This window comes from Nostoc sp., from assembly GCF_054880495.1.
Genome location: NZ_JBTYKD010000013.1, coordinates 1 through 19,674, shown reverse-complemented (window position 1 = coordinate 19,674; position 19,674 = coordinate 1). Strand labels below are relative to the sequence as shown.

At 42.1% G+C, this 19,674-nt stretch carries 22 protein-coding genes and 4 pseudogenes; 14 read left to right on the top strand and 12 right to left on the bottom strand.

Going from position 1 to position 19,674, the window contains the following annotated elements; all coding sequences use genetic code 11:
- Nucleotides 1–138, top strand: a pseudogene (locus ACYTXL_RS01445) (cyclase); the annotation flags it as partial.
- Between the two features lie 68 nt (nt 139–206).
- Here the strand turns inward: ACYTXL_RS01445 and ACYTXL_RS01440 are convergent.
- Both ACYTXL_RS01440 and ACYTXL_RS01435 read right to left on the bottom strand, forming a co-directional pair.
- Nucleotides 207–326 (bottom strand): annotated as a pseudogene (locus tag ACYTXL_RS01440) (AAA family ATPase); the annotation flags it as partial.
- A 77-nt stretch (nt 327–403) separates the two neighbouring features.
- Nucleotides 404–1,300, bottom strand: a complete 897-nt coding sequence (locus ACYTXL_RS01435) for an NAD-dependent epimerase/dehydratase family protein (protein WP_461923170.1) — start codon at nt 1,298–1,300, stop codon at nt 404–406.
- 124 nt (nt 1,301–1,424) lie between these two features.
- Here ACYTXL_RS01435 and ACYTXL_RS01430 point away from each other — a divergent pair, with 124 nt between their 5' ends.
- Entirely contained in the window at nt 1,425–1,790 is a 366-nt protein-coding gene (locus ACYTXL_RS01430; RefSeq protein ID WP_461923169.1) for a winged helix-turn-helix transcriptional regulator, read from the top strand.
- Between the two features lie 168 nt (nt 1,791–1,958).
- On the opposite strand, the gene clpB is transcribed toward ACYTXL_RS01430, so the two are convergent.
- Together clpB and ACYTXL_RS01420 are read right to left on the bottom strand one after the other, a co-directional pair.
- Nucleotides 1,959–4,598 carry an ATP-dependent chaperone ClpB gene (gene clpB, locus ACYTXL_RS01425; RefSeq protein WP_461923168.1) on the bottom strand — a complete coding sequence of 880 codons (2,640 nt, stop codon included), beginning with the start codon at nt 4,596–4,598 and terminating at the stop codon, nt 1,959–1,961.
- Nucleotides 4,599–5,001: 403 nt separating this feature from the next.
- On the bottom strand, nt 5,002–5,202 hold the full coding sequence (locus tag ACYTXL_RS01420; RefSeq protein ID WP_461923167.1) for a hypothetical protein: 201 nt from the start codon (nt 5,200–5,202) through the stop codon (nt 5,002–5,004).
- 228 nt (nt 5,203–5,430) lie between these two features.
- On the opposite strand from ACYTXL_RS01420, the gene ACYTXL_RS01415 reads away from it, so the two are divergent.
- From ACYTXL_RS01415 to ACYTXL_RS01380, 8 genes are all read left to right on the top strand, one after another.
- On the top strand, nt 5,431–5,772 hold the full coding sequence (locus ACYTXL_RS01415) for a type II toxin-antitoxin system RelE/ParE family toxin (protein WP_461923166.1): 342 nt from the start codon (nt 5,431–5,433) through the stop codon (nt 5,770–5,772).
- A 2-nt stretch (nt 5,773–5,774) separates the two neighbouring features.
- A complete protein-coding gene (locus ACYTXL_RS01410) occupies nt 5,775–6,089 on the top strand; it encodes a helix-turn-helix domain-containing protein (RefSeq protein WP_461923165.1) in 315 nt (104 codons plus the stop codon).
- A gap of 119 nt (nt 6,090–6,208) precedes the next feature.
- A complete protein-coding gene (locus tag ACYTXL_RS01405; protein ID WP_461923164.1) occupies nt 6,209–6,586 on the top strand; it encodes a hypothetical protein in 378 nt (125 codons plus the stop codon).
- A 37-nt stretch (nt 6,587–6,623) separates the two neighbouring features.
- Complete coding sequence (locus ACYTXL_RS01400) at nt 6,624–6,878, top strand: TIGR02450 family Trp-rich protein (RefSeq protein WP_099103731.1); 255 nt, start codon at nt 6,624–6,626, stop codon at nt 6,876–6,878.
- Between the two features lie 668 nt (nt 6,879–7,546).
- On the top strand, nt 7,547–8,413 hold the full coding sequence (bchL, locus tag ACYTXL_RS01395) for a ferredoxin:protochlorophyllide reductase (ATP-dependent) iron-sulfur ATP-binding protein (RefSeq protein ID WP_196528135.1): 867 nt from the start codon (nt 7,547–7,549) through the stop codon (nt 8,411–8,413).
- A gap of 31 nt (nt 8,414–8,444) precedes the next feature.
- Nucleotides 8,445–9,233, top strand: a complete 789-nt coding sequence (locus tag ACYTXL_RS01390; protein WP_461923163.1) for a DUF5331 domain-containing protein — start codon at nt 8,445–8,447, stop codon at nt 9,231–9,233.
- Between the two features lie 282 nt (nt 9,234–9,515).
- Nucleotides 9,516–10,919, top strand: coding sequence for a ferredoxin:protochlorophyllide reductase (ATP-dependent) subunit N (locus ACYTXL_RS01385; RefSeq protein WP_461923162.1), 1,404 nt, complete (start codon nt 9,516–9,518; stop codon nt 10,917–10,919).
- A gap of 557 nt (nt 10,920–11,476) precedes the next feature.
- Nucleotides 11,477–11,599, top strand: coding sequence for a hypothetical protein (locus tag ACYTXL_RS01380; RefSeq protein WP_461923161.1), 123 nt, complete (start codon nt 11,477–11,479; stop codon nt 11,597–11,599).
- A 48-nt stretch (nt 11,600–11,647) separates the two neighbouring features.
- Here ACYTXL_RS01380 and ACYTXL_RS01375 read toward each other — a convergent pair.
- From ACYTXL_RS01375 to ACYTXL_RS01365, 3 genes and pseudogenes are all read right to left on the bottom strand, one after another.
- Nucleotides 11,648–11,869, bottom strand: a pseudogene (locus ACYTXL_RS01375) (IS630 family transposase); the annotation flags it as partial.
- Nucleotides 11,857–12,054 (bottom strand): hypothetical protein, encoded by a 198-nt coding sequence (locus tag ACYTXL_RS01370; protein ID WP_461923160.1) that lies wholly within the window; start codon nt 12,052–12,054, stop codon nt 11,857–11,859. The gene ACYTXL_RS01370 and the pseudogene ACYTXL_RS01375, both read right to left, overlap by 13 nt.
- 33 nt (nt 12,055–12,087) lie before the next feature.
- On the bottom strand, nt 12,088–12,309 hold the full coding sequence (locus tag ACYTXL_RS01365; protein ID WP_461923159.1) for a hypothetical protein: 222 nt from the start codon (nt 12,307–12,309) through the stop codon (nt 12,088–12,090).
- A gap of 316 nt (nt 12,310–12,625) precedes the next feature.
- Between ACYTXL_RS01365 and ACYTXL_RS01360 the strand changes: the two genes are divergently transcribed.
- From ACYTXL_RS01360 to ACYTXL_RS01350, 3 genes are all read left to right on the top strand, one after another.
- Nucleotides 12,626–12,862, top strand: coding sequence for a hypothetical protein (locus ACYTXL_RS01360; protein ID WP_461923158.1), 237 nt, complete (start codon nt 12,626–12,628; stop codon nt 12,860–12,862).
- A gap of 43 nt (nt 12,863–12,905) precedes the next feature.
- Nucleotides 12,906–13,463, top strand: coding sequence for a hypothetical protein (locus ACYTXL_RS01355; protein ID WP_461923157.1), 558 nt, complete (start codon nt 12,906–12,908; stop codon nt 13,461–13,463).
- Between the two features lie 77 nt (nt 13,464–13,540).
- The gene (locus ACYTXL_RS01350) at nt 13,541–14,185 is read left to right on the top strand and encodes a DUF3318 domain-containing protein (RefSeq protein WP_292795981.1); all 645 of its coding nucleotides are present in this window, start codon (nt 13,541–13,543) and stop codon (nt 14,183–14,185) included.
- Between the two features lie 126 nt (nt 14,186–14,311).
- Here the strand turns inward: ACYTXL_RS01350 and ACYTXL_RS01345 are convergent, their stop codons facing one another.
- Nucleotides 14,312–15,109 (bottom strand): 7-carboxy-7-deazaguanine synthase QueE, encoded by a 798-nt coding sequence (locus tag ACYTXL_RS01345; protein ID WP_461923156.1) that lies wholly within the window; start codon nt 15,107–15,109, stop codon nt 14,312–14,314.
- Nucleotides 15,110–15,306: 197 nt separating this feature from the next.
- Here ACYTXL_RS01345 and ACYTXL_RS01340 point away from each other — a divergent pair, with 197 nt between their 5' ends.
- The gene (locus ACYTXL_RS01340; protein ID WP_461923155.1) at nt 15,307–16,356 is read left to right on the top strand and encodes a sugar transferase; all 1,050 of its coding nucleotides are present in this window, start codon (nt 15,307–15,309) and stop codon (nt 16,354–16,356) included.
- Between the two features lie 162 nt (nt 16,357–16,518).
- On the opposite strand, the pseudogene ACYTXL_RS01335 reads toward ACYTXL_RS01340, so the two are convergent.
- From ACYTXL_RS01335 to ACYTXL_RS01320, 4 genes and pseudogenes are all read right to left on the bottom strand, one after another.
- Nucleotides 16,519–16,656: pseudogene (locus ACYTXL_RS01335) on the bottom strand (modification methylase NmeDIP); the annotation flags it as partial.
- The gene (locus ACYTXL_RS01330) at nt 16,605–16,730 is read right to left on the bottom strand and encodes a hypothetical protein (protein WP_461923171.1); all 126 of its coding nucleotides are present in this window, start codon (nt 16,728–16,730) and stop codon (nt 16,605–16,607) included. The pseudogene ACYTXL_RS01335 and the gene ACYTXL_RS01330, both read right to left, overlap by 52 nt.
- A gap of 467 nt (nt 16,731–17,197) precedes the next feature.
- On the bottom strand, nt 17,198–18,655 hold the full coding sequence (locus ACYTXL_RS01325; RefSeq protein ID WP_461923154.1) for a YcjF family protein: 1,458 nt from the start codon (nt 18,653–18,655) through the stop codon (nt 17,198–17,200).
- A gap of 192 nt (nt 18,656–18,847) precedes the next feature.
- On the bottom strand, nt 18,848–19,168 hold the full coding sequence (locus tag ACYTXL_RS01320; RefSeq protein WP_461923153.1) for a hypothetical protein: 321 nt from the start codon (nt 19,166–19,168) through the stop codon (nt 18,848–18,850).
- Nucleotides 19,169–19,674 lie beyond the last annotated feature (506 nt).

Genomic DNA, 19,674 nt, shown 5'->3' with positions numbered 1-19,674 from the left:
AATGGTACTCTACTAGCTTACAGTGTGCAGGCTACGCCTAATATCCCCATACCTTCAATTTTTATTCAACAAGCTATGAACTTTGAGTTACCTACAAATATGCGTAAAATGCGACAAGTTATGTGTAAGAATGAATAAAAAATTCCAGCGCTGCTGATTTGAAGTATGAATTTGCTGGTCTTCCCTGCCGGACGCTACGCGAACAATCAGTGGTGGATGAGAAACCGCATTGAAAACTTCATCCTCTCTCTAGCTTCCCTCTCCTTTATAAGGAGATTGAATACATCGGGGTGTGCTTTCTCAATTTCATCGAAGAGAATCACTGAGTAGCGTCTTTATATTTTGCTCAAAACCTAAGTGGAGTTTGCTTTCTATGAAGTTTTAATTTTTTCGATAAAGAACCTTATGGTTTTAATTCCTTCTTTAGCCAATCGCTCACAGATGAATGTTTGGGTATCCATCCCAAAAAATTTCTCGCTTTGCTTGAATTAATGCGACTGTTGGAACCAAAAGCAAAGTGAGCAGCTTCCTGTCCCCATTCTTGAACCGTTTCCTCTATAGTCCAGCTTTTAGCTGTTCCCTTATAACTAAGCTTGCTATGTATCATTTCAGCAATTTCCTTGAAACTCGATTCGCCGTTTTCGAGAAAGAAAAATGAGCCAGCAGGAGCTTTTTTAAGTGCAAGTAAATAGGCACCTACAACTTCAATGTGAATTGTAGACCAGACGTTTTCTCCTTTGCCAATATATCGAGCCGCTTGATATTTCCTAGCAACTTCAATCATTCTAGGAACTTGTATACTTTGAGTATTTACACCAGTGCCATAACCGTAGATGAGGCAAGGGCACATAACCACAGAATGCACTCCCCGAACAACACCCTCGATTACTTGGGTATCAACTGCTACGCGCCCAACTTTTTCAAAGCGAATTGGACGCAGAATATCTTCATGAAAAATGCGATCGCTGTATTCGCCAGCGGCGCGATCGCCCACAATACTTGAGCCACTTGTATGGATCAGCTTCTTACTTGAGCCTGCAAGTGCTTGGAGTAGTACCTCTACAACAAATGGATTATCTGCATCTGCGGCATTGATCACAATATCCACTGACTGGGCAGTTTGAAAGAGAGTTTGTTCATCGCTTAGGGTACCGATGACAGGTGTAATGCCCCTTTGTTCCAGTAACTCAGCCTTTTTTGCCGATCTACATAAGCCAACTACTTCATATCCGGTAGCTAATAAGGCAGTAGCGATTGATCCACCGATATAACCTGATACCCCAGTCAGAAAAATTTTCATCTAGTTGTTGATTTGTGAAGTTGCACTCTGATTATGCAAAATTGTTTAGGATTGCGTAAGAGCGCACATTTTTGTGTGCTAGTAACACCAGTGTTACTGTTCTATAGGCTGAGAGGAGGTTGTAATGAGACACGTATCTTATGATGGGGCACAAGGCTGCTACATAGAGGCTGCTATTGACGTGATTGCAGATAAATGGAAAGGTGTACTTCTTTATCATTTGCTCAATGGGCCAAAGCGATTCAACGAACTTAAACGTACATTTCCAGAATTGTCTCAACGGATTCTGACAAGGCAATTGAGGGAATTAGAAAATGACGGAGTAATTAGTCGAAAAGTTTATCCAGAAATCCCACCAAAAGTTGAATACTCAATCACTGATTTGGGTAAGTTGCTAGAGCCAGCATTACTAGCTCTTGAAAGTTGGGGAGTCAAATACGACGAAATAAAGAGATATTCAAAAGTTGGCCTGTCAGATGAGGCGGAGTAAGAATTATTTGTTTAAATAAGAGAAAACTACCAATCTTCAATAATTGGTATAATACCAGTCCGCATTCAAAATTAGTCTGGAAAAATTGGATAGAAATGAGTTTCAAAAAAACGCAAAGGCGCTCTTGTGTAAGTTAGCGTCTTTGCGTAAGGTTTTTAATGAATTTAATTATCCAGTAAATACCTCGACTGGTAAACGGCTAAACGACAATCTTTCATTTTGCACATCTACAAAGATGGTGTCGCCGTCGTTGAATTCGCCGCGCAAGATGCCTTTAGCAATTTGGGTTTCTAACTCTCGCTGAATGGCTCGTTTCAGTGGACGCGCTCCATATACTGGGTCGTATCCTACTTCTGCTAAAAAGTCAAGTGCAATATCAGAAAGTCTTAGGGATATTTTGCGTTGGCGAAGCCCACCGGAGGTATCGCCCAGTCTTTGGCGTAGTCTTTCAACTTGCAACAGCACAATTTGCCGCAATTCCTTCTTATCCAAACCGTGAAAGATGATGATTTCGTCAACTCGGTTCAGGAACTCTGGACGGAAGCTATTTCGCATCGCTTCCATGACTCGACGCTGCATTTCGTCGTAGTGGGCGTTATCCCCGGCGACATCAAGAATGTACTGCGAACCGATGTTGCTGGTCATGATGATAATAGCGTTCTTAAAGTCCACCTTATGACCTTGGGCATCGGTGACGCGACCATCATCGAGAATTTGCAAGAAGATATTGAATACATCCGGGTGTGCTTTCTCGATTTCGTCGAAGAGAATCACTGAGTAAGGACGACGCCGAATTGCTTCTGTAAGTTGTCCGCCTTCTTCGTAACCTACGTATCCTGGAGGCGCACCGATTAAACGAGAGACGGCGTGTTTTTCCATATACTCAGACATATCGATTCGCACCAGCGCATCTTCACTATCGAACATATACCCCGCCAGCGCTTTCGCCAATTCCGTTTTACCCACACCCGTCGGACCAAGGAAAATAAAGCTAGCGATCGGACGATTCGGATCAGCCAATCCAGCCCGCGATCGCTGAATTGCATCCGCTACAGCTGTGACTGCTTCTTCTTGTCCAATCACGCGGCGGTGCAGTTCATCTTCTAAATGCAGCAGTTTTTCTTTCTCAGATTCCACCAATTTGCTAATGGGAATCCCTGTCCATTTAGAAATAATTTCCGCAATATCAGCTTCTGTGACTTCTTCCCGTAATAGTGATTTACCACTTCTTTGAGTATTTGCCAATTCAGCTTCTACTACTTCTAATTGGTGATTCAAACTGATTAAAGTGCCGTATTTCAACTCCGCAGCGCGGTTAAGGTCGTAGTCGCGTTCTGCTTGCTGAATCTCTAAGTTAACCCGTTCCATCTCTTTTTTAACGGACTGAATTTTGTCAATGATATCTTTTTCTGATTGCCATTGAGTATTCAGTGTTCTTTGTTCTTCTTTGAGATCGGCAATTTCTTTTTCCAGTCTTTCTAGACGTTCACGAGAAGCTGCATCACTTTCTTTTTGCAGCGATAGCTTCTCCATTTCCAATTGGAGAATTTTGCGATCGATTTCGTCAAGTTCTTCTGGTTTAGAGGTAATCTCCATTTTCAGTCTCGCGGCGGCTTCATCTACCAAGTCAATTGCTTTATCTGGTAAGAAGCGATCGCTAATATATCGACTCGACAATATCGCTGCGGCAACTAAAGCACTATCAGAAATCTTCACCCCGTGGTGGTTTTCATAACGTTCTCTCAACCCGCGCAAAATCGAAATACTATCTTCTACACTAGGCTGATCCACATAAACTTGCTGGAAGCGTCTTTCCAATGCAGCATCTTTTTCGATATATTTGCGGTATTCATCTAGGGTTGTCGCCCCAATACAGCGCAATTCGCCCCGCGCTAACATCGGTTTTAACAAGTTACCCGCATCCATAGCGCCTTGGGTTGCACCAGCGCCGACAACGGTGTGAATTTCATCAATAAATAAAACAATCTTGCCGCCAGATTCGGTAACTTCTTTTAATACTGCTTTCAGGCGTTCTTCAAATTCACCCCGGAATTTTGCTCCGGCAATTAAAGCACCCATATCTAAAGCGATGAGCTTGCGATCTTTAAGAGATTGAGGTACATCACCTGCAATAATCCGCTGTGCTAATCCTTCAGCGATCGCAGTTTTACCAACACCTGGTTCACCAATTAACACGGGATTATTCTTGGTGCGGCGTGACAAAATTTGGATAGTGCGGCGAATCTCATCATCCCGCCCAATCACCGGATCTAGTTGACCTTTACGGGCGGCTTCTGTGAGGTCACGCCCATATTTTTCCAGTGCTTCGTATTTGCCTTCTGGACTTTGGTCGGTCACTTTTTGGCTCCCCCGAATTTGTTTAATAATATTTTTTAGTTTGCCTTCGTCTAAACCAAATTCTTGGAATAAACCTTTACCAAAGCGGTCATCTTTAGCATAAGCCAGCAACAAGTGTTCAATTGAAATATATTCATCTTGAAACTCTTTGCGATACGCATCTGCCCGATCTAAAAGTGTATCCAAGCTGCGTCCTAAGTATACTGAACTGCTAGTACCGGATACTTTCGGTTGACGTTGGAAAAATTGTTCAGTGCGATCGCGCAGTTTTTGAAGATTAACACCTGCTTTAGTAAAGATAACGTTGGCTAGTCCATCTTGTTCTAACAGCGCTTTCAGCAGATGTTCGCTTTCTATCTGCTGTTGTTGATATTGTTTAACAATATCCTGAGTATGGGCGATCGCTTCCCAGGCTTTTTCTGTAAATTGGTTAGGATTAGTAGGTTGCATAGGCTTTTTCAGGAACGTAGAGGTGCAGCAGCTTGTCGGAGGCTACCACCAGAACACCAAGTCAAGAAAATTTCTGTTCTCAATAGATATTGTAAGAACAGGAGAGCGATCGCCTAGATCGGTGTTCACATCTTGTGGAAGTGGTATTTTCCCCTAGTCCCCATTTCCCATTTAGGGTTTGCTGTACAACTACGGAAACAAACTCAAGCGAATCCATAATTAATTGTCGGGCTGCCACTTGAGAAATACTGTTCATCTCCAAATATTCGATAGTGACCGAAAACGAAAAGGATACAAGCCCCTAAATTTATTTATGGAGAAGCAAAAAAATGTATTTCGAGACGCACAGCGCAAGAAATACGAAGTCCGTTTACAGAGCAACTAAATAAATTTAGGGGGATCATTAATTTTGAATTTTGTTAGCGCCACGGAGAGCGAGTCCGCGAGCGTCATTTTGAATTTTGAATTCGGAGCGAAGCGACGTGACTTTTCCAGAGGAAGTAATGCCTATAATCTTGCCAGATTGAGTATCAAGCTGAAAATTCTCACTCCACTTATTCTGTCTGGGATGAAAGAAACTAACTTCAGTGTTGGAAGCAACCATAATGCCACTAATACGAGTTCCTTTACGGAGATTACAGGAACGACACGCAAGGGCTAAATTTGCTTCGTTATTTTCTACCTTGCCTGATTGAATTGCGATCGCTTCATAACGAATTAAATGACAAAAATGATTTTGTCTTAACCTCTCAGGGATGCTCTATGGTCGGTGCAGCGACTTGTTGGGCTGCTGGCGACAACTAGAGTATATCAGATATGATATAAAAATGGGATGGATAACGATGATAAACCTTTAGTCTGGCTACGCGGCGAGGTTAAAACTCCACCTTTTAGTCAGGAAGCTCGTGTTGAGGCAGGTTTTCTGTTGAGGTGCTTGCAGCAAGGTGAGAACCTGGAATTGCCTCACTCACGACCAATGCCAACTATTGGAGCGCATTGCTATGAGTTACGCATTGGAGACGTGGACAAAAATTGGAGAATCATTTATCGAATTGATGACGATGCCATTTTGATTGTTGAGGTGTTCAATAAAACTACACGAACAACACCTGAGCAAGTGATTGAGAATTGTCAAAAGCGATTGAGTAAATACGATACAGATAGACAGGATTAGTCATGGATCAACTAAAAAAGGAACGTCTAGAAGCAAGGGGTTGGAAGGTTGGTACAGTTTCAGAATTTTTGGAACTAACCCCAGAAGAAAATGCTCTGATTGGAATCAAATTAGCACTCAGCCGGAGTTTAAAAGCACGACGACAAAAAGTAATGACACAAGTTGATTTAGCCGAGAGAATTCACTCAAGTCAACCGCGTGTTGCTAAGGCAGAGAATGGTGATGCTTCAGTTTCAATTGAACTGTTGATACGTGCGATGCTGGCAACAGGTGCAAGCCTTCAAGAAATTGGAAAGGTTATTGCTGAAGTCGGCTGAACCTCAGCATAAATCTAAATGCATACACCAAGCATGACGTATTAAAATTTTTCTACCTTGCCTCACCATTCCCTTCCTGCCCCCACACAGAGTTACCATAATCCCAGGTCGCCTAGTGGATGCTAAAAATGATTGACCCCTACGACTTTGAAGATGATGACTTTGAGGATGAGGATTTCTTGAAAATAAAACCCATCAGCCAAATGACTGAAGGGGAAAAGCTACAGAGGTTTAAGCGATTCTTCGACAGCAGCAGCCGTGCGATGTTGCAAGACTGTCTATTTCGCATCGTCAATTACGAAGATGGTACAGGTACATTAGAAATTCTTTGCCCTAATGAAGTTGTAAGGCAACGACTTTCCAAGAAAAAGCGCAAAATTACCAACAACATCAACACCTGCTGGAGCCATATCAGATGGTTTTCGCTATGTGTCCAGCAAGATAGTGAGTTGCATTGTCAGAAGTTTACCCGTAATGGTGATTTGCTTCGATCTTAGCTGGGGAGTGGGGAAGCAGAGGAGAGACAATTGACTAATGACAAAAAAACAAAAATTTCCTTACCTAGTTGGTTCTAAGTGGACTGCACAGCAAAAAGTTGATGGCTGGCGGCACTTCCAAGTTGTCAACCGTAAAAATCAGGCTAAGTGGGTTTACGCCGAAATGGTTGCTGCTTGTGATCCGAAAGTCCGTTTCTGGATAAATGCCAAATTATTACAAGATAACTCCCAGTGGCAAGCTGGCTGGCAAACATTACAGGAAATTCACGGACTTGAAACTGAGGTGTCCTAATTACCTTAATCAGCACAGCCGAAAGATTTTAACAAAATCGCGTAATTCCCCTCGTTCCCAGTCTCTGACTGGGAATGCCCATCAGTGGGCTGCTGCCTCTTATTTAGTAATTTAATAATTTTTTACAAAATCAGACTAACTTGCTCTCAAGCAGCAATTAAAGGACTTTCGCTAGCGACTGAAAACTGTCAATTTATCTGCGATACCTTCTCTACGAGACGCTACGCGAACGGTGAGCTACGCTAACGCAAATTCCAGTAGTATTTCCAGCATCAGGCTGCATATACCTCTGTTTCCCCTTGACTCTGCGCCCCAATGCCCTGAACACACTTTGTATAACCATCAGCTAATTCTATGAAAACCATTCAAAAAAGCCAATTAGAGCTTTTTGTATTTTGTAACTATTTTTATAAAAATAACTAATAAAAACTTTTTATTGACTGTTTTTAGAGCTAATAAAGTCTTTAATCTTGATAAAATATTAAATACATAGAATTAATCTCTAATTCATGATATTAGACCCTTTTACAGATTCAGAGCCACTTTCTTTTCTATGTAATTTGCCCAATAATGACATCAACAGACCTCACGCATCGCCATCTTCAGCACAGGTGAAGGCAAATGTTTGAGCCACAAGTTTGATAAAAAGCTATAAGAGGCAAACAACAGTGAAACTAGCAGTCTACGGAAAAGGTGGTATCGGCAAATCCACAACTAGCTGTAACATATCAGTCGCCCTAGCTAAACGTGGCAAGAAAGTGCTGCAAATTGGCTGCGACCCCAAACATGACAGCACCTTCACCCTGACTGGGTTTTTGATTCCCACAATTATCGACACCCTCCAAGAAAAGGACTATCACTACGAAGATGTCTGGCCGGAAGATGTGATTTACAAAGGCTACGGTGGTGTTGATTGCGTAGAAGCTGGTGGCCCACCTGCGGGTGCTGGGTGCGGCGGCTACGTAGTCGGTGAGACCGTAAAATTACTTAAGGAACTCAACGCCTTTGATGAATACGATATAATTCTTTTTGATGTTCTGGGTGACGTAGTTTGCGGTGGTTTTGCAGCACCACTCAACTATGCAGATTACTGCCTGATCGTTACAGACAACGGCTTTGATGCTTTGTTTGCTGCTAACCGGATTGCGGCTTCAGTGCGCGAAAAAGCCCGAACTCACCCACTACGTTTAGCTGGGTTAATTGGCAACCGCACCTCCAAACGCGACTTGATTGAAAAATATATAGAAGCTGTGCCCATGCCAGTTCTAGAAGTTTTGCCTTTGATTGAAGATATCCGTGTTTCCCGTGTGAAGGGGAAGACTTTGTTTGAGATGGCAGAGCAGGACCCTTCCCTAGACTACGTTTGCGATTACTACCTCAACATCGCCGACCAAATTTTGGCGCGTCCCGAAGGTGTTGTACCTAACGACACACCAGATCGGGAATTGTTCTCTTTGTTGTCCGATTTTTATTTAAATCCGGGTAAACCCCAGGTTCCTAATTCAGAAGAGGAACTAGACTTGATGATTGTATAAATCATTAAGTTCTCAGGATGGGGGCAATAATATGGCTTTCTTTCACAGCTTTACAGATTCATTAAAGCAAAAGTGGTTGCAATTTTTCCAGAACAATCGAGACTGGATTACCCTGCACATGCAAGTGGAATCAGTGTACACCCCTGATGGCGGGAAGCGACCACCTTCTTACCTCATCCTGGGAGTAGTTAACGCCCTAGAGCCAAAGCTAGCGCAGTTAATGTTGCCCTTTGCCAAACTTAATCCTGATGCCGATACGCTGATTGAGGTGCTGGATTTGCATTTTGACCCAGATTTCGCTCTCGGTAATCGCTTTGCCATCAACCCAGAACCGGAAAAATACGGAGATGATTCAGCAGTTGTCATTGACGAAAAGCCTAAAAATGAAACATTGACACATTCTCATACAAATGGCTTTGGGTTGGTGGCGGTAGTTGAAGAGTTCGCAATCGTGGATTCTGATGATCAAAGCCTGGGGAGCGGCGAGTTGGAGGAAACCGAAAATGCCTTTGGCGATATTTCCTTATCCAACGAACACGACTCAAAAGATGAGTCTCTCCAAATCTCTAGTCTAGAAGCAGATGAGTTTGGGGAAATTGCCTTCGATACAACAACTGCAATAGAAATAAAGCTGGATGACGACGAGGCGCTTGAAGATAGTCCATTAGATGAGAATGCGTTTAAAGACGTGTTGTCAGATGTCTGGGGCGAGCAAATAGCTTTGCAAAAGGCTGAAGAAAGTAACGATTTCTTAGGGGAAGAACTGCCAGCAGGCGTTTTTGATGAATCAGAAATTGCCCGTCTCTTCCCCAACGCTTAATTATTGCCGTTCCTCGGAATTTTAAGTTTTAGATTTGGGACTTCGGCTACGCTCAGTCGAACGATTTTGGATTAGGAATTAGGGAAATTGTCGTCAGACATTAAGTTACTTTTGTTGTCCCAGTCTTTAATCCCTTCTCCCAAGGGGAGACGCTACGCGAACGGGTTCAGCAGTCATTCATGGGGGGAAACCCCCAAGACCGCGCTGCTTCACCAAAATTGTCAATCTAAAATCTAAAATTGCTTGAACTGCTATTAAATATCAAGGGGAGAAAAAACCAAAATGACTGTCGCTCAACAACCGGAAGCTTTAAACTTTGAATGTGAAACGGGGAATTACCATACCTTTTGCCCAATTAGCTGCGTGGCGTGGTTATACCAAAAAATTGAAGATAGCTTCTTTTTGGTGATTGGGACAAAAACTTGTGGCTACTTCCTGCAAAACGCGATGGGAGTGATGATTTTTGCTGAACCTCGCTATGCAATGGCAGAGTTGGAAGAGGGCGATATTTCGGCACAGCTGAATGATTATGAAGAGTTAAAGCGGTTGTGCTTGCAGATTAAACGCGATCGCAATCCGAGTGTAATTGTCTGGATTGGCACTTGCACTACCGAAATTATTAAAACAGATTTGGAAGGCTTGGCACCGAAGCTAGAATCCGAAATCGGTATTCCCATCGTTGTTGCGCGTGCAAATGGTCTAGATTACGCCTTCACCCAAGGGGAAGACACCGTATTAGCTGCTATGGCTAACCGTTGTCCTGATAAGGCTCCGGTGGCGGAAACTGAGAAAATTGAACGTAATGCGATCGCTAAGTTGCTCAACTTCGGTAAGAAGAAAGAAGATGTTGCCCAAGATGAATCAGAGTACGTAAATCACACACCACTGGTTCTCTTTGGCTCCCTTCCTGACCCCGTAGTTACTCAGTTAACCTTGGAACTAAAGAAACAAGGCATCAAAGTTTCCGGCTGGCTACCCGCGAAGCGCTTCACAGAATTGCCAGTACTGGAAGAAGGGTATTATGTCGCTGGTGTCAATCCCTTCCTCAGCCGCACAGCTACCACCTTAATGCGCCGCCGCAAGTGTAAACTCATTGGCGCACCCTTCCCCATTGGTCCCGATGGCACCCGCGCTTGGATTGAGAAAATCTGCTCGGTGTTCGGTATTACTCCCAAGGGTTTGGATGAACGGGAAGCTCAAATTTGGGGAGGTTTGGAAGATTACGTGAAACTGATTCGCGGTAAATCTGTATTCTTCATGGGTGATAACTTGCTGGAAGTCTCCCAAGCAAGATTCTTAATCCGTTGTGGGATGACGGTTCACGAAATCGGCATTCCCTACATGGATAAGCGCTATCAAGCTGCTGAATTGGCATTGCTGGAGAAAACATGCCAGGAAATGAATTCACCTCTGCCAAGGATTGTAGAGAAGCCGGATAATTACAATCAACTTCAGCGAATTTATGCGTTGAAACCAGATTTGGTAATTACTGGTATGGCTCATGCTAATCCGTTGGAAGCACGCGGTATTAATACTAAGTGGTCTGTGGAGTTCACTTTTGCTCAAATTCACGGCTTTACGAATGCGCGTGACATGTTAGAGTTGGTGACTCGTCCGCTACGTCGAAATAATAATTTGAAAGATTTGGGTTGGGATAAGTTGGTGAGAGAAGAAGCGAAGATTTAGATTTGAGTTTGGATTTAGCAACAGCGTATGATTAAGGCGAACCCAAAAAGTTCGCCTTTTTTTGTGTGACAGAGGTGCAAAAGAAGAGCGCCTAAAAATATAGCACTTACGCACGAGTTACGGAATAACGAACCGCAGAGGACACGGAGAAATCAGAGTTTGAGAGATATTTTGTGTAAGTCCTAAAATAGTTACAATCAGGTGGGTATGGCTGAATAAACAGGATAATTGAGGAGGTGATGTGATGCCTGAAATTTGTCGTTTTTTAGGGATTATCATTACTATGTATTATCTCGTGGAATAATCAACTCTTCAAAAAATTGTGGAGATATCTAGGACATTATTCCCACTTACTCGAAAAAAACACATCAAAGAAAATTATACGTAAAGCTGACTTTTTGGCTGACCGTCGCAGGATCAACAACGGCAATCAATAAGGTTCACTAGATATCTCCTACTTAAAAAGTATATGTTTTTTGCCTCACTGTCAAGAAGTAATCTTTATAAGTGATAATACTGCTTATATTCCAGTAAATATATTTACCAGTAAGCACTTTATGATTTATTTAATTTTGCTTAATTTCCCGAAAGCACAAAGCACAGCGAAACAAGAGAGCGATCGCTCTTTTTCACGAACCGCCCACGCTAATAAAGAAAAGCGATCGCTCTTTTTTAACTAGAGGATGCAAAGTAAAACAAGAGAGCGATCGCAGATATATATAGGAATTCTATTTGATTTTTGAATAAGCTCCGTAGATATCAAGAGAGGAGAAATCAAATACGATGTAAATATCTTCAATTGGATTTTGTTCTGGACAATTGGGAGCAAAACGAACACAATCTATTTTCCATTGTTCTTGTGGTAAATCTCTATTTAGAGATTCCAAAAAAGCTTTAATTTTATTGGAACGATGGTAAGTTGCTCCGTCCCAAAAAATTAGTAATCTTTTGAAGCTTTAGTTTTAATATTCAGTTTTTCTTTGCGCCATTTCTCCACGCTTTTTTTAACTGCTTCTATTTCTGCAAAATCTACTTGCATAGTTGCCGTTTCAAATTCAACACCCAAAGCAGTGCTGACTTCGAGAATTTCTACAAAACTGGCACATTGATAATCTGTAACCTCATACTCTTTCACTCTTTGTTCATCAAGTCCTAATATATCAGCAAGTTATTGCTGACTAATTTGGGCTGCTATCCGAGCTTTAATTAAAGCATTTGGCAGGTTATTTAAAGAATCAACTTTAATTTTTAAAGGGTTGCTGGTGTCGCAATTAATAAGTCTTTCATATTCTGCGATTTCTGACTTTAGCTCGTCAACTTGACTTTGATATGAGTCTCGGTGAAGCTGACATCGCTCTGGTTCTGCTTTCAAGTGTTCATTGCTATCCAATGACGCTATAGACTGTTCAAAGCGTTGCAGGCAATCTAAGGCCCTTATGGAACTGAAAATTACAGATATTTAAGAAATTTGATTTGTGACGAAGGAATTGCAGCATTATTTCAAAGTACAACAGATACTGTATGAAAAGCATCTTTAGCAGACACAGGTTTAATTCCAATTTATGGCGGTGCTTGATTTAAGAATTCCATTTCCAGAATACATTGACAACCTAGCGAAACAACCATTTGAAGTGCGCTTCTTTAATAATGAGCAAAAGTCCTTCAGAAAATATCATTCACAGCGCATAATGATCATCTATTTTTTTATGTTTAATGCCCAATACTTCTCTACGAGAGGCTGCGCCAACGGCAACGCTACTTCCACCCTTCTCTACGAGACGCTACGCGTAGCTTGCTTCTCCGGAGGAGTACGGCAAATCTCAGGGCAACGCGTCGCTCAGTACAAGTCAGTACAAGTGCCCAATGCCCCATATCCTAATTGCATACTTCTATGTGATGAGAAGTATCCACACCAACCCAAACAACTCTCATTAGCAGGTTAAACTAGGCTGATAACAGCTGCTCCACGTTCCTTATGAGGCTTTTATGGGAGCTAACCTCAAACAGATTGCCAACTATTTAGACAACCTTGGTTGGGACTACCGTTTGGATGATGAAGAAGACCGAATTATAACAGGTGTGGAGGCTGATAACCTAGAAGATTTCCTAATAGTTGTCCAGCTGGATGAAGAGGGAAAATTTTTTCGGGTATTTACCCCTCAAGTTCTGGGAGGAATTCAAGACCATCCCCACAAGGCAGCTATCCTACAGACAATGCTTGCCATTTCTTGGGAAACCAAAATGTTGCAATGGGAGTATGACCCATCCGATGGCGAAATCCGTGCCATTATTGAGTTTCCTTTAGAAGACTCCATTCTCACAGAAAGACAATTTCACCGTTGCTTGAGTGGCTTAATTCAGATTGTGGATGGCATAGCGATACCTCGCCTGAAAGAAGTGATGGTAACAGGTCTTGATCCGGGGAATATAGAAATTGGGGAAAGATTGTTACTCAGTATCCAAGAAGAAGCCCCAGGATTGCTAGATTTGCTTGAAAAAGCAATGGAAGCGCGAAAAAAGCGAGGAAGTTTTAAGAGCGAGTGAGCCGGATCATCACTTAAATAGCTATACTCCAAAGTGATACCCTCACTATATACTGAAATTTTCTGGGGCTGGATATTATGACATCCTATGCAACCTCCTCTGCCAAAGCGGAAATGAGTGAACTTCGGCGGTTGAAAAGCTTATTACCGCCAGAATTGCAAAGCTGGGTCACGGTTGAAGGCACAACTGAGGTCAATCCACCCCTGGTCCGTTGCGAGGAAATTGGTAAAGACCAGGTAGAAATTCAAATTGACTTGGTGAAATGGGATGCCCTCGCTATGGATCAGCGTAATCTGCTGTTCTGGCATGAAGTTGCTCGCGTTCAAAATGACACAATTCCTAAAGATGGTTGGGAAATGGCAGCACTAGCCATCGGTTTAGGTGGTGCTGTAGGCGAATTATGGGTACAAGATGGATTACTGCTGGTGTTAGCTTTGTCGCTGTGTGGTGTGTCAGGCTGGCGACTGTACCAAAAGAATAGTGGGGAAAAGCAACTAAAAGAATTGCTTAATGCTGATGAAAAAGCGATCGCCTTGGCAACTCGTTTTGGTTATAGCCTCCCCAATGCCTACAAGAGTCTTGGTAGTGCCTTGAAAACCCTGATTGACAATACTCCTAGTAAGCGCCAACGGTCGAAATACGAAGCAAGGCTCTCTGGTCTCAAACGCAGTGCCAATAAGGCAAAAGCTCAATCCAGAACTACAGATGAGGGCGGACTGTAATTAGTTAGGAGTTAGGAGTTAGGAGAGACGCGATTAATCGCGTCTGTACAGGAGTTAGGAGAGACGCGATTAATCGCGTCTGTACAGGAATTATAAATTATAAGTGAACTCCTCACTTCTGACTCTTCAAAGCTGGTTCAGCATTTTATGGGTCTGGGGGATCACACGCACTTGCTTGACAAACCTCTTCATCAAAGCTTGCCACGTCAAAACTTGATCGCTCGAAGGCGCAAGCACAGAGATTGGGGAAAATTGTTCAAATGCTGCCAAAGGCGTAACAGGTTGTAAAAATACTGAGATATCTGGACTAACCTTTGCCACCAGCAAAGCTGAACGTTCTAATTCGGCGGGATCTGTGTTTTGAGACACAATTATCTTGACAAAAACATTTAAATATGAGTCATGACATAATTGGAGAAATTTACTATGTTCTTGCCAATGACTTTCGCCGCTAACACTGGGCAATTTGAAATCCATACCCACAGAATCTAAGTAGGGGAGAATCATCGCTAGCTGTTCTGGGCGATGTCCGCCAGTTTCTAAGTATATAGGTAGACCAGTTATGGCTCGGACTTCGGGTAGAAACTGCGTTAAAAATTGGGCATGAAGAAGTGGTTCACCCCCAGTTAAGCTAATGCTATCGTGTAGACAAGGTAGATTTTGTCGTTCCACCCATTCCATTAATATTGGTAATGGAACAGGGTTAGAGTGGATTTCAAAGTCGCGCAATCCAGGCGATCGCTCTATCCGACAAGTCGCTGGTGCATTCCAAGTCTGGGCACTATCACAAAAGTGACAGCGCAAATCACACAAAGCAAAACGAATAAAAATCTGACGTGTCCCTACATTCAGTCCTTCTCCTTGAATGGCAGAAAAGACCTCAATCAGGCGTGCAGTAGGTGTAACCGTAGTTTTAGCAATCATTTGATCAGAGCAACGCGATCGCGCTGCGTCGGCACAACAGCAAGGATATTTTTTGGCTTCTTGTTCTATTGTGAATCGTCGCTAGCGATCTCCAATCTCAGCCCGGGTAAATAGCAATTAGTCCTTATTACTACTGATTCCGATATTAGATTAAGTAATTTTCTAGGACAAATAATGTTTGGCAGATTACATTATACATGGCAACGAAAGTGCAGAGCTTGATGACTAGCCAACCGACAGAGGTCGATTTTCCAGTTAATTCCCTAAACGACACGGCTATAGTGCAGATGCCTACGCGGTTGAGCGTGCTAGAGGCTTTAGGCTTTAAGCAAACCTGCCAAGGCTTAATCCAGCCCAATTCACATCCCAAGCAAATCATTATTGACTTTCACCAAACTACTTTTATGGATAGTAGTGGTTTAGGTGCCCTGGTCAGTAATTTTAAATACGCTCAGGCGAAAGAGATTACATTAACACTGCGGAATGTAACACCTCAGGTAATGGCAGTCCTAAAACTTACCGGATTGGATCAAGTTTTTCCCCTAGAGTCTGTGGACGAGGGGTCGTTAATAGAGCAAGAAGACTTAGTAGATAATCGGAAGACAACTTCCCGTAAAGTAAAGCAGTTACCCACTACTCACCCTTCTGTGGCATCTTGGATGAAACGGTTCATAGACATTGTGGGGTCAGTAATTGGTTTATTAATTACAGGAGTTTTGTTTATTCCAATTGCGATCGCTATTCAAATTAATGATCCTGGTCCCATTTTCTTTAGTCAAACCCGTTGTGGTTGGATGGGAAAGCAGTTTAAGATTTGGAAATTCCGCTCTATGTGTGTGGATGCGGAAGCGAAGAAATCCGAAGTCAAAAACCAAGTGCAAGGTGCTTTTTTCAAGAATGAGAATGACCCCAGAATTACTAAGGTAGGGCGCTTTTTACGGCGAACTAGTTTTGATGAACTACCCCAATTTTGGAACGTCCTCAAAGGAGAGATGAGTTTAGTAGGCACCCGACCACCCACACCTGATGAAGTGGAACGCTATGAAGTACCGGAGTGGCAACGTTTCGATGTTAAACCCGGTATGACTGGCGAATGGCAAGTAAATGGGCGTTCTACAGTTCGTAGTTTTGAAGATGTAATTCGCCTGGATTTGCAGTATCAAAAAAATTGGAGTTTGGTGTACGATTTAAAGCTAATTTTCAAAACTATAGCTATTCTATTTAATAGAAACAGTGGCGCTGTTTAGCTAACTACTCTTATTCACAATTTTTTGGTAACTCGTAACTCTCAGGATAATTATTGGATGCACCCAAGCCTAATTTAGGCTTGGGTAAATTTTAGGTTTATCTACAGCACCATGCAAGTGTCATTCTCTGCTTAACAAGTAAAAACTAAAAAGTGAATCTCCGCGTAAATGGCAATATACTGTCATGAATTGCCAGAAGATGTCTTTGACATAAACAATGTTATAATCGCTGGTTTCAAAACCTAAATCTAGGAAACCTGAACCAGCAAAAAAGCAGAAAATACAAGGGCGATCGCACATTCTAAATCAAAGGCTGGAAATTGTTTAATATATTCAATAACTTGGTCTTTATTGATGATTCTTTCAACTGGCACACAATAAGATGGATATATAGGACTCCTATTTGATTTTTGAACAATCAAGCTGCCTAGAAGCTTGACATACAAAGCTTGACTTCTCAGTATACTGAGCAAGATTCAAGTAGGATTACTATATGTAATAAGTTTTATCTGATAGATGCTTCTTGGAATTTATGAGATTTTATTGATGATTCATTAGCCGCTTCGGCTTCAGCTGCCAAATGAGTTATTTGTACAAACATTGAGGTGGTTGGAGATTGAAAACTAATACGTTCTTCCAACCTGTGTCTAGTTTGAATAACTAGGTTTTGAAGCTCATTTATGTCAATAGTTTCTAACAAATCTTTGTTAAAAACACCTTCGGGGTTTGTAAGATAAGGCGTTTTGATGATCTACCTATCCTCAAACAGGAGTCGCAACGATTACCATATTTTCACCCTAATACAAAGGCGCAAAGAAAAAGTCTGCGCCTTTGTGTGAACTTAACCCACAACCTTCTGAACAGCAAGTAATTCAACCTGCTGCACCTCTGGCAACAAACGCTTCACACCTTGCTTAACAAACCCCTGCAAAAAACCAATTTGCTGATTTTGCCCAAATACCTTTTGCAAGGTTTGCCGCAATTTCTCCAAATTCAAACCAGTTCCAGAATCTCTCGCTATTTCCTGCTGTTGGAAATACTCAACTAGACTTAACGCTGCCACTCTAGTCAGATAAGCTGCACTTACTCCCTGCACTACCCCACCAGCAACAAAGGTAATGGCATTACTTTTAAGAACAGTACTAATCGCCTTTGTAGAAAGTTCAACTAAACCCAATTTCAGCATCAAACTTCCCATTGTTCCAGCGACGGTTTGCGCCTGTTCTAGGGAAAATTTCTGCTGATAAATATTACCCAAATCCATTACCATTTGAGCATTAATTGCCGCAGTCGCCAGAATATCAAGGGCTGGTACTGGGTTAGCAAAGGCAGCCGCCGCAGCTATCCACTGATATTGTTCAATAATTGGGGTGGCGCGATCGCGTCTAGTTCCATTCAGCCAGTTTTTCGCCTCAGCTTTCAATAACCCAGCTTTCCTCATGCTAGTTACCCAAACTAGGCGTTGTCCTTGCTGTGCCAAAACTTCACCCAACTGCTGCGTCAATTGCTGGATATTTGGTGCTGGTTGTTCCATCCACTCTTCCACAGCACCATCAGCTTCATGCTTTCGGACTTTGATGGCAATGGGAGAGGCCGCAGTTGCAACTACATTTCCCTGCATTCGCTGTTTCAATGACATCAAGACGCTGGCCCTTTCATCGGCTAAATACTGATCTTGTTTGTTGAAAACCAGCATCGTGGGCTGATTTGCTGCTTTTAGCTGGTGTAAGGTTTGAAATTCTGAGTCTGTCAAATCACCGTTTGTCAGGAACAGCACAAAATCAGATTTTGCTACTTCTGCTAAAATAGCTGCATCGGAATTTTCACCTGCTTCTCTAAATAAAGGTGCTGTCTCTTCTAAAGACACTAAATTTCGTGTCTCTAGATTTTGCTTTAGCACTTGAATTAAAGTACTTTTACCCACGGATTTCCCGCCAGTTACAGCCACTTTAATTTCTTGTCTGTCTAATTCCAACAGCAATTGGGCAACTTGTTCTCTGAGTGTCTCTAATGCCCGATGGTTTTCTACTTCTTGTGCCAGTTGGTTTATTACAGTTTCAGCTTTAGCGATCGCACTTTCCACAGTCGCCCGATCTAGGAGCATACCATCTAGTTGTTCTAAACTGTCTTTCGGGCGATTTTGGTGGAATAACCATAAACCCCCACCTACAGCTAAGGCACTCAATAAACCAAACTCACCCACCTGCACTATAGAATCGTGCCAACTGTCCAACATCCACAGGGAAAAGGACAGTCCCAATCCTCCCACTAAAATTGGTCGCTGCAACTTCACAACCATGATTCTCCGCGCTTTTTGGATGGCTATATCTTCCAGAATAGATCAAAAATCTGCTTCTCAGAATTGAACAGGCGATCAAACACAACTTTCTTTACCTACAGATGCCTGTAAAATTAACTTAAATAATCAAATGGTAGCAAGAATATTAAAAAAAATTGCTACTTTAATATTCATGGTTAATACTTTTAGATTTTAGTACGTAGAGCTATCAAAAGCCTTGACTTGAAAACCACGACTGGCATAGCTCTCTACACTTAATGTATGTGAAGCGGAATCTAAAAATGCCCCTTTAGCAAACTCTGCTTCTACAACGATACTTTTTAGATCCTTTTTGCTAGTGCTGCAAGTAAGATTCCAGCAAGTTCTACGAACAATATAACTTGCTTCTCCGTCTTCACCATCACGCATTATTTTAATATAGTCCCCTGGTTGTGGAATTGCTGGGAGATCAAATTCCAACTGATAATCTTGTTCTCCTCCTCCAGGTGGTACAAAGCTAAATATTACTTTCATAATTAACTAACTGTGTAATTGTTTCTTTAAACCACGTCTATCTTGAAACCTGTAGTTCTTCTGTGATCAAAAGGATTTGCCCTCATCCCCTAGCCCCTTCTCCCAAATCTGGGAGAAGGGGAGCCAGAATTTCAAAGTCCCTCTCCCATATCTGGGAGAGGGATTTAGGGTGAGGGCGGAAACTACGGTTCTCAACTTAGATGAGGTTTAATTATAATTACTGGAGTATTGTGAAAATGATCAAAGAAATAGTACCTAAAAATTTTTATACTAATTCTATAGGAGCTTGCGGTTCATTTACGTAGAGGCAATTCATGAATTGCCTCTACAGGATTTAGTTTTGCGTAAGTCCTATAGCCTTATCTTCACAAATAAATTGCACTACCACAAATTCAACAGATAGTTAAATAAAATACCTGAGCATTAAAACAAAGCCCCAAAATCTTTTCAGATTATGAGGCTTTGTTTTATCTTTTATTTGGTGGCGGGAAGTGGATTTGAACCAC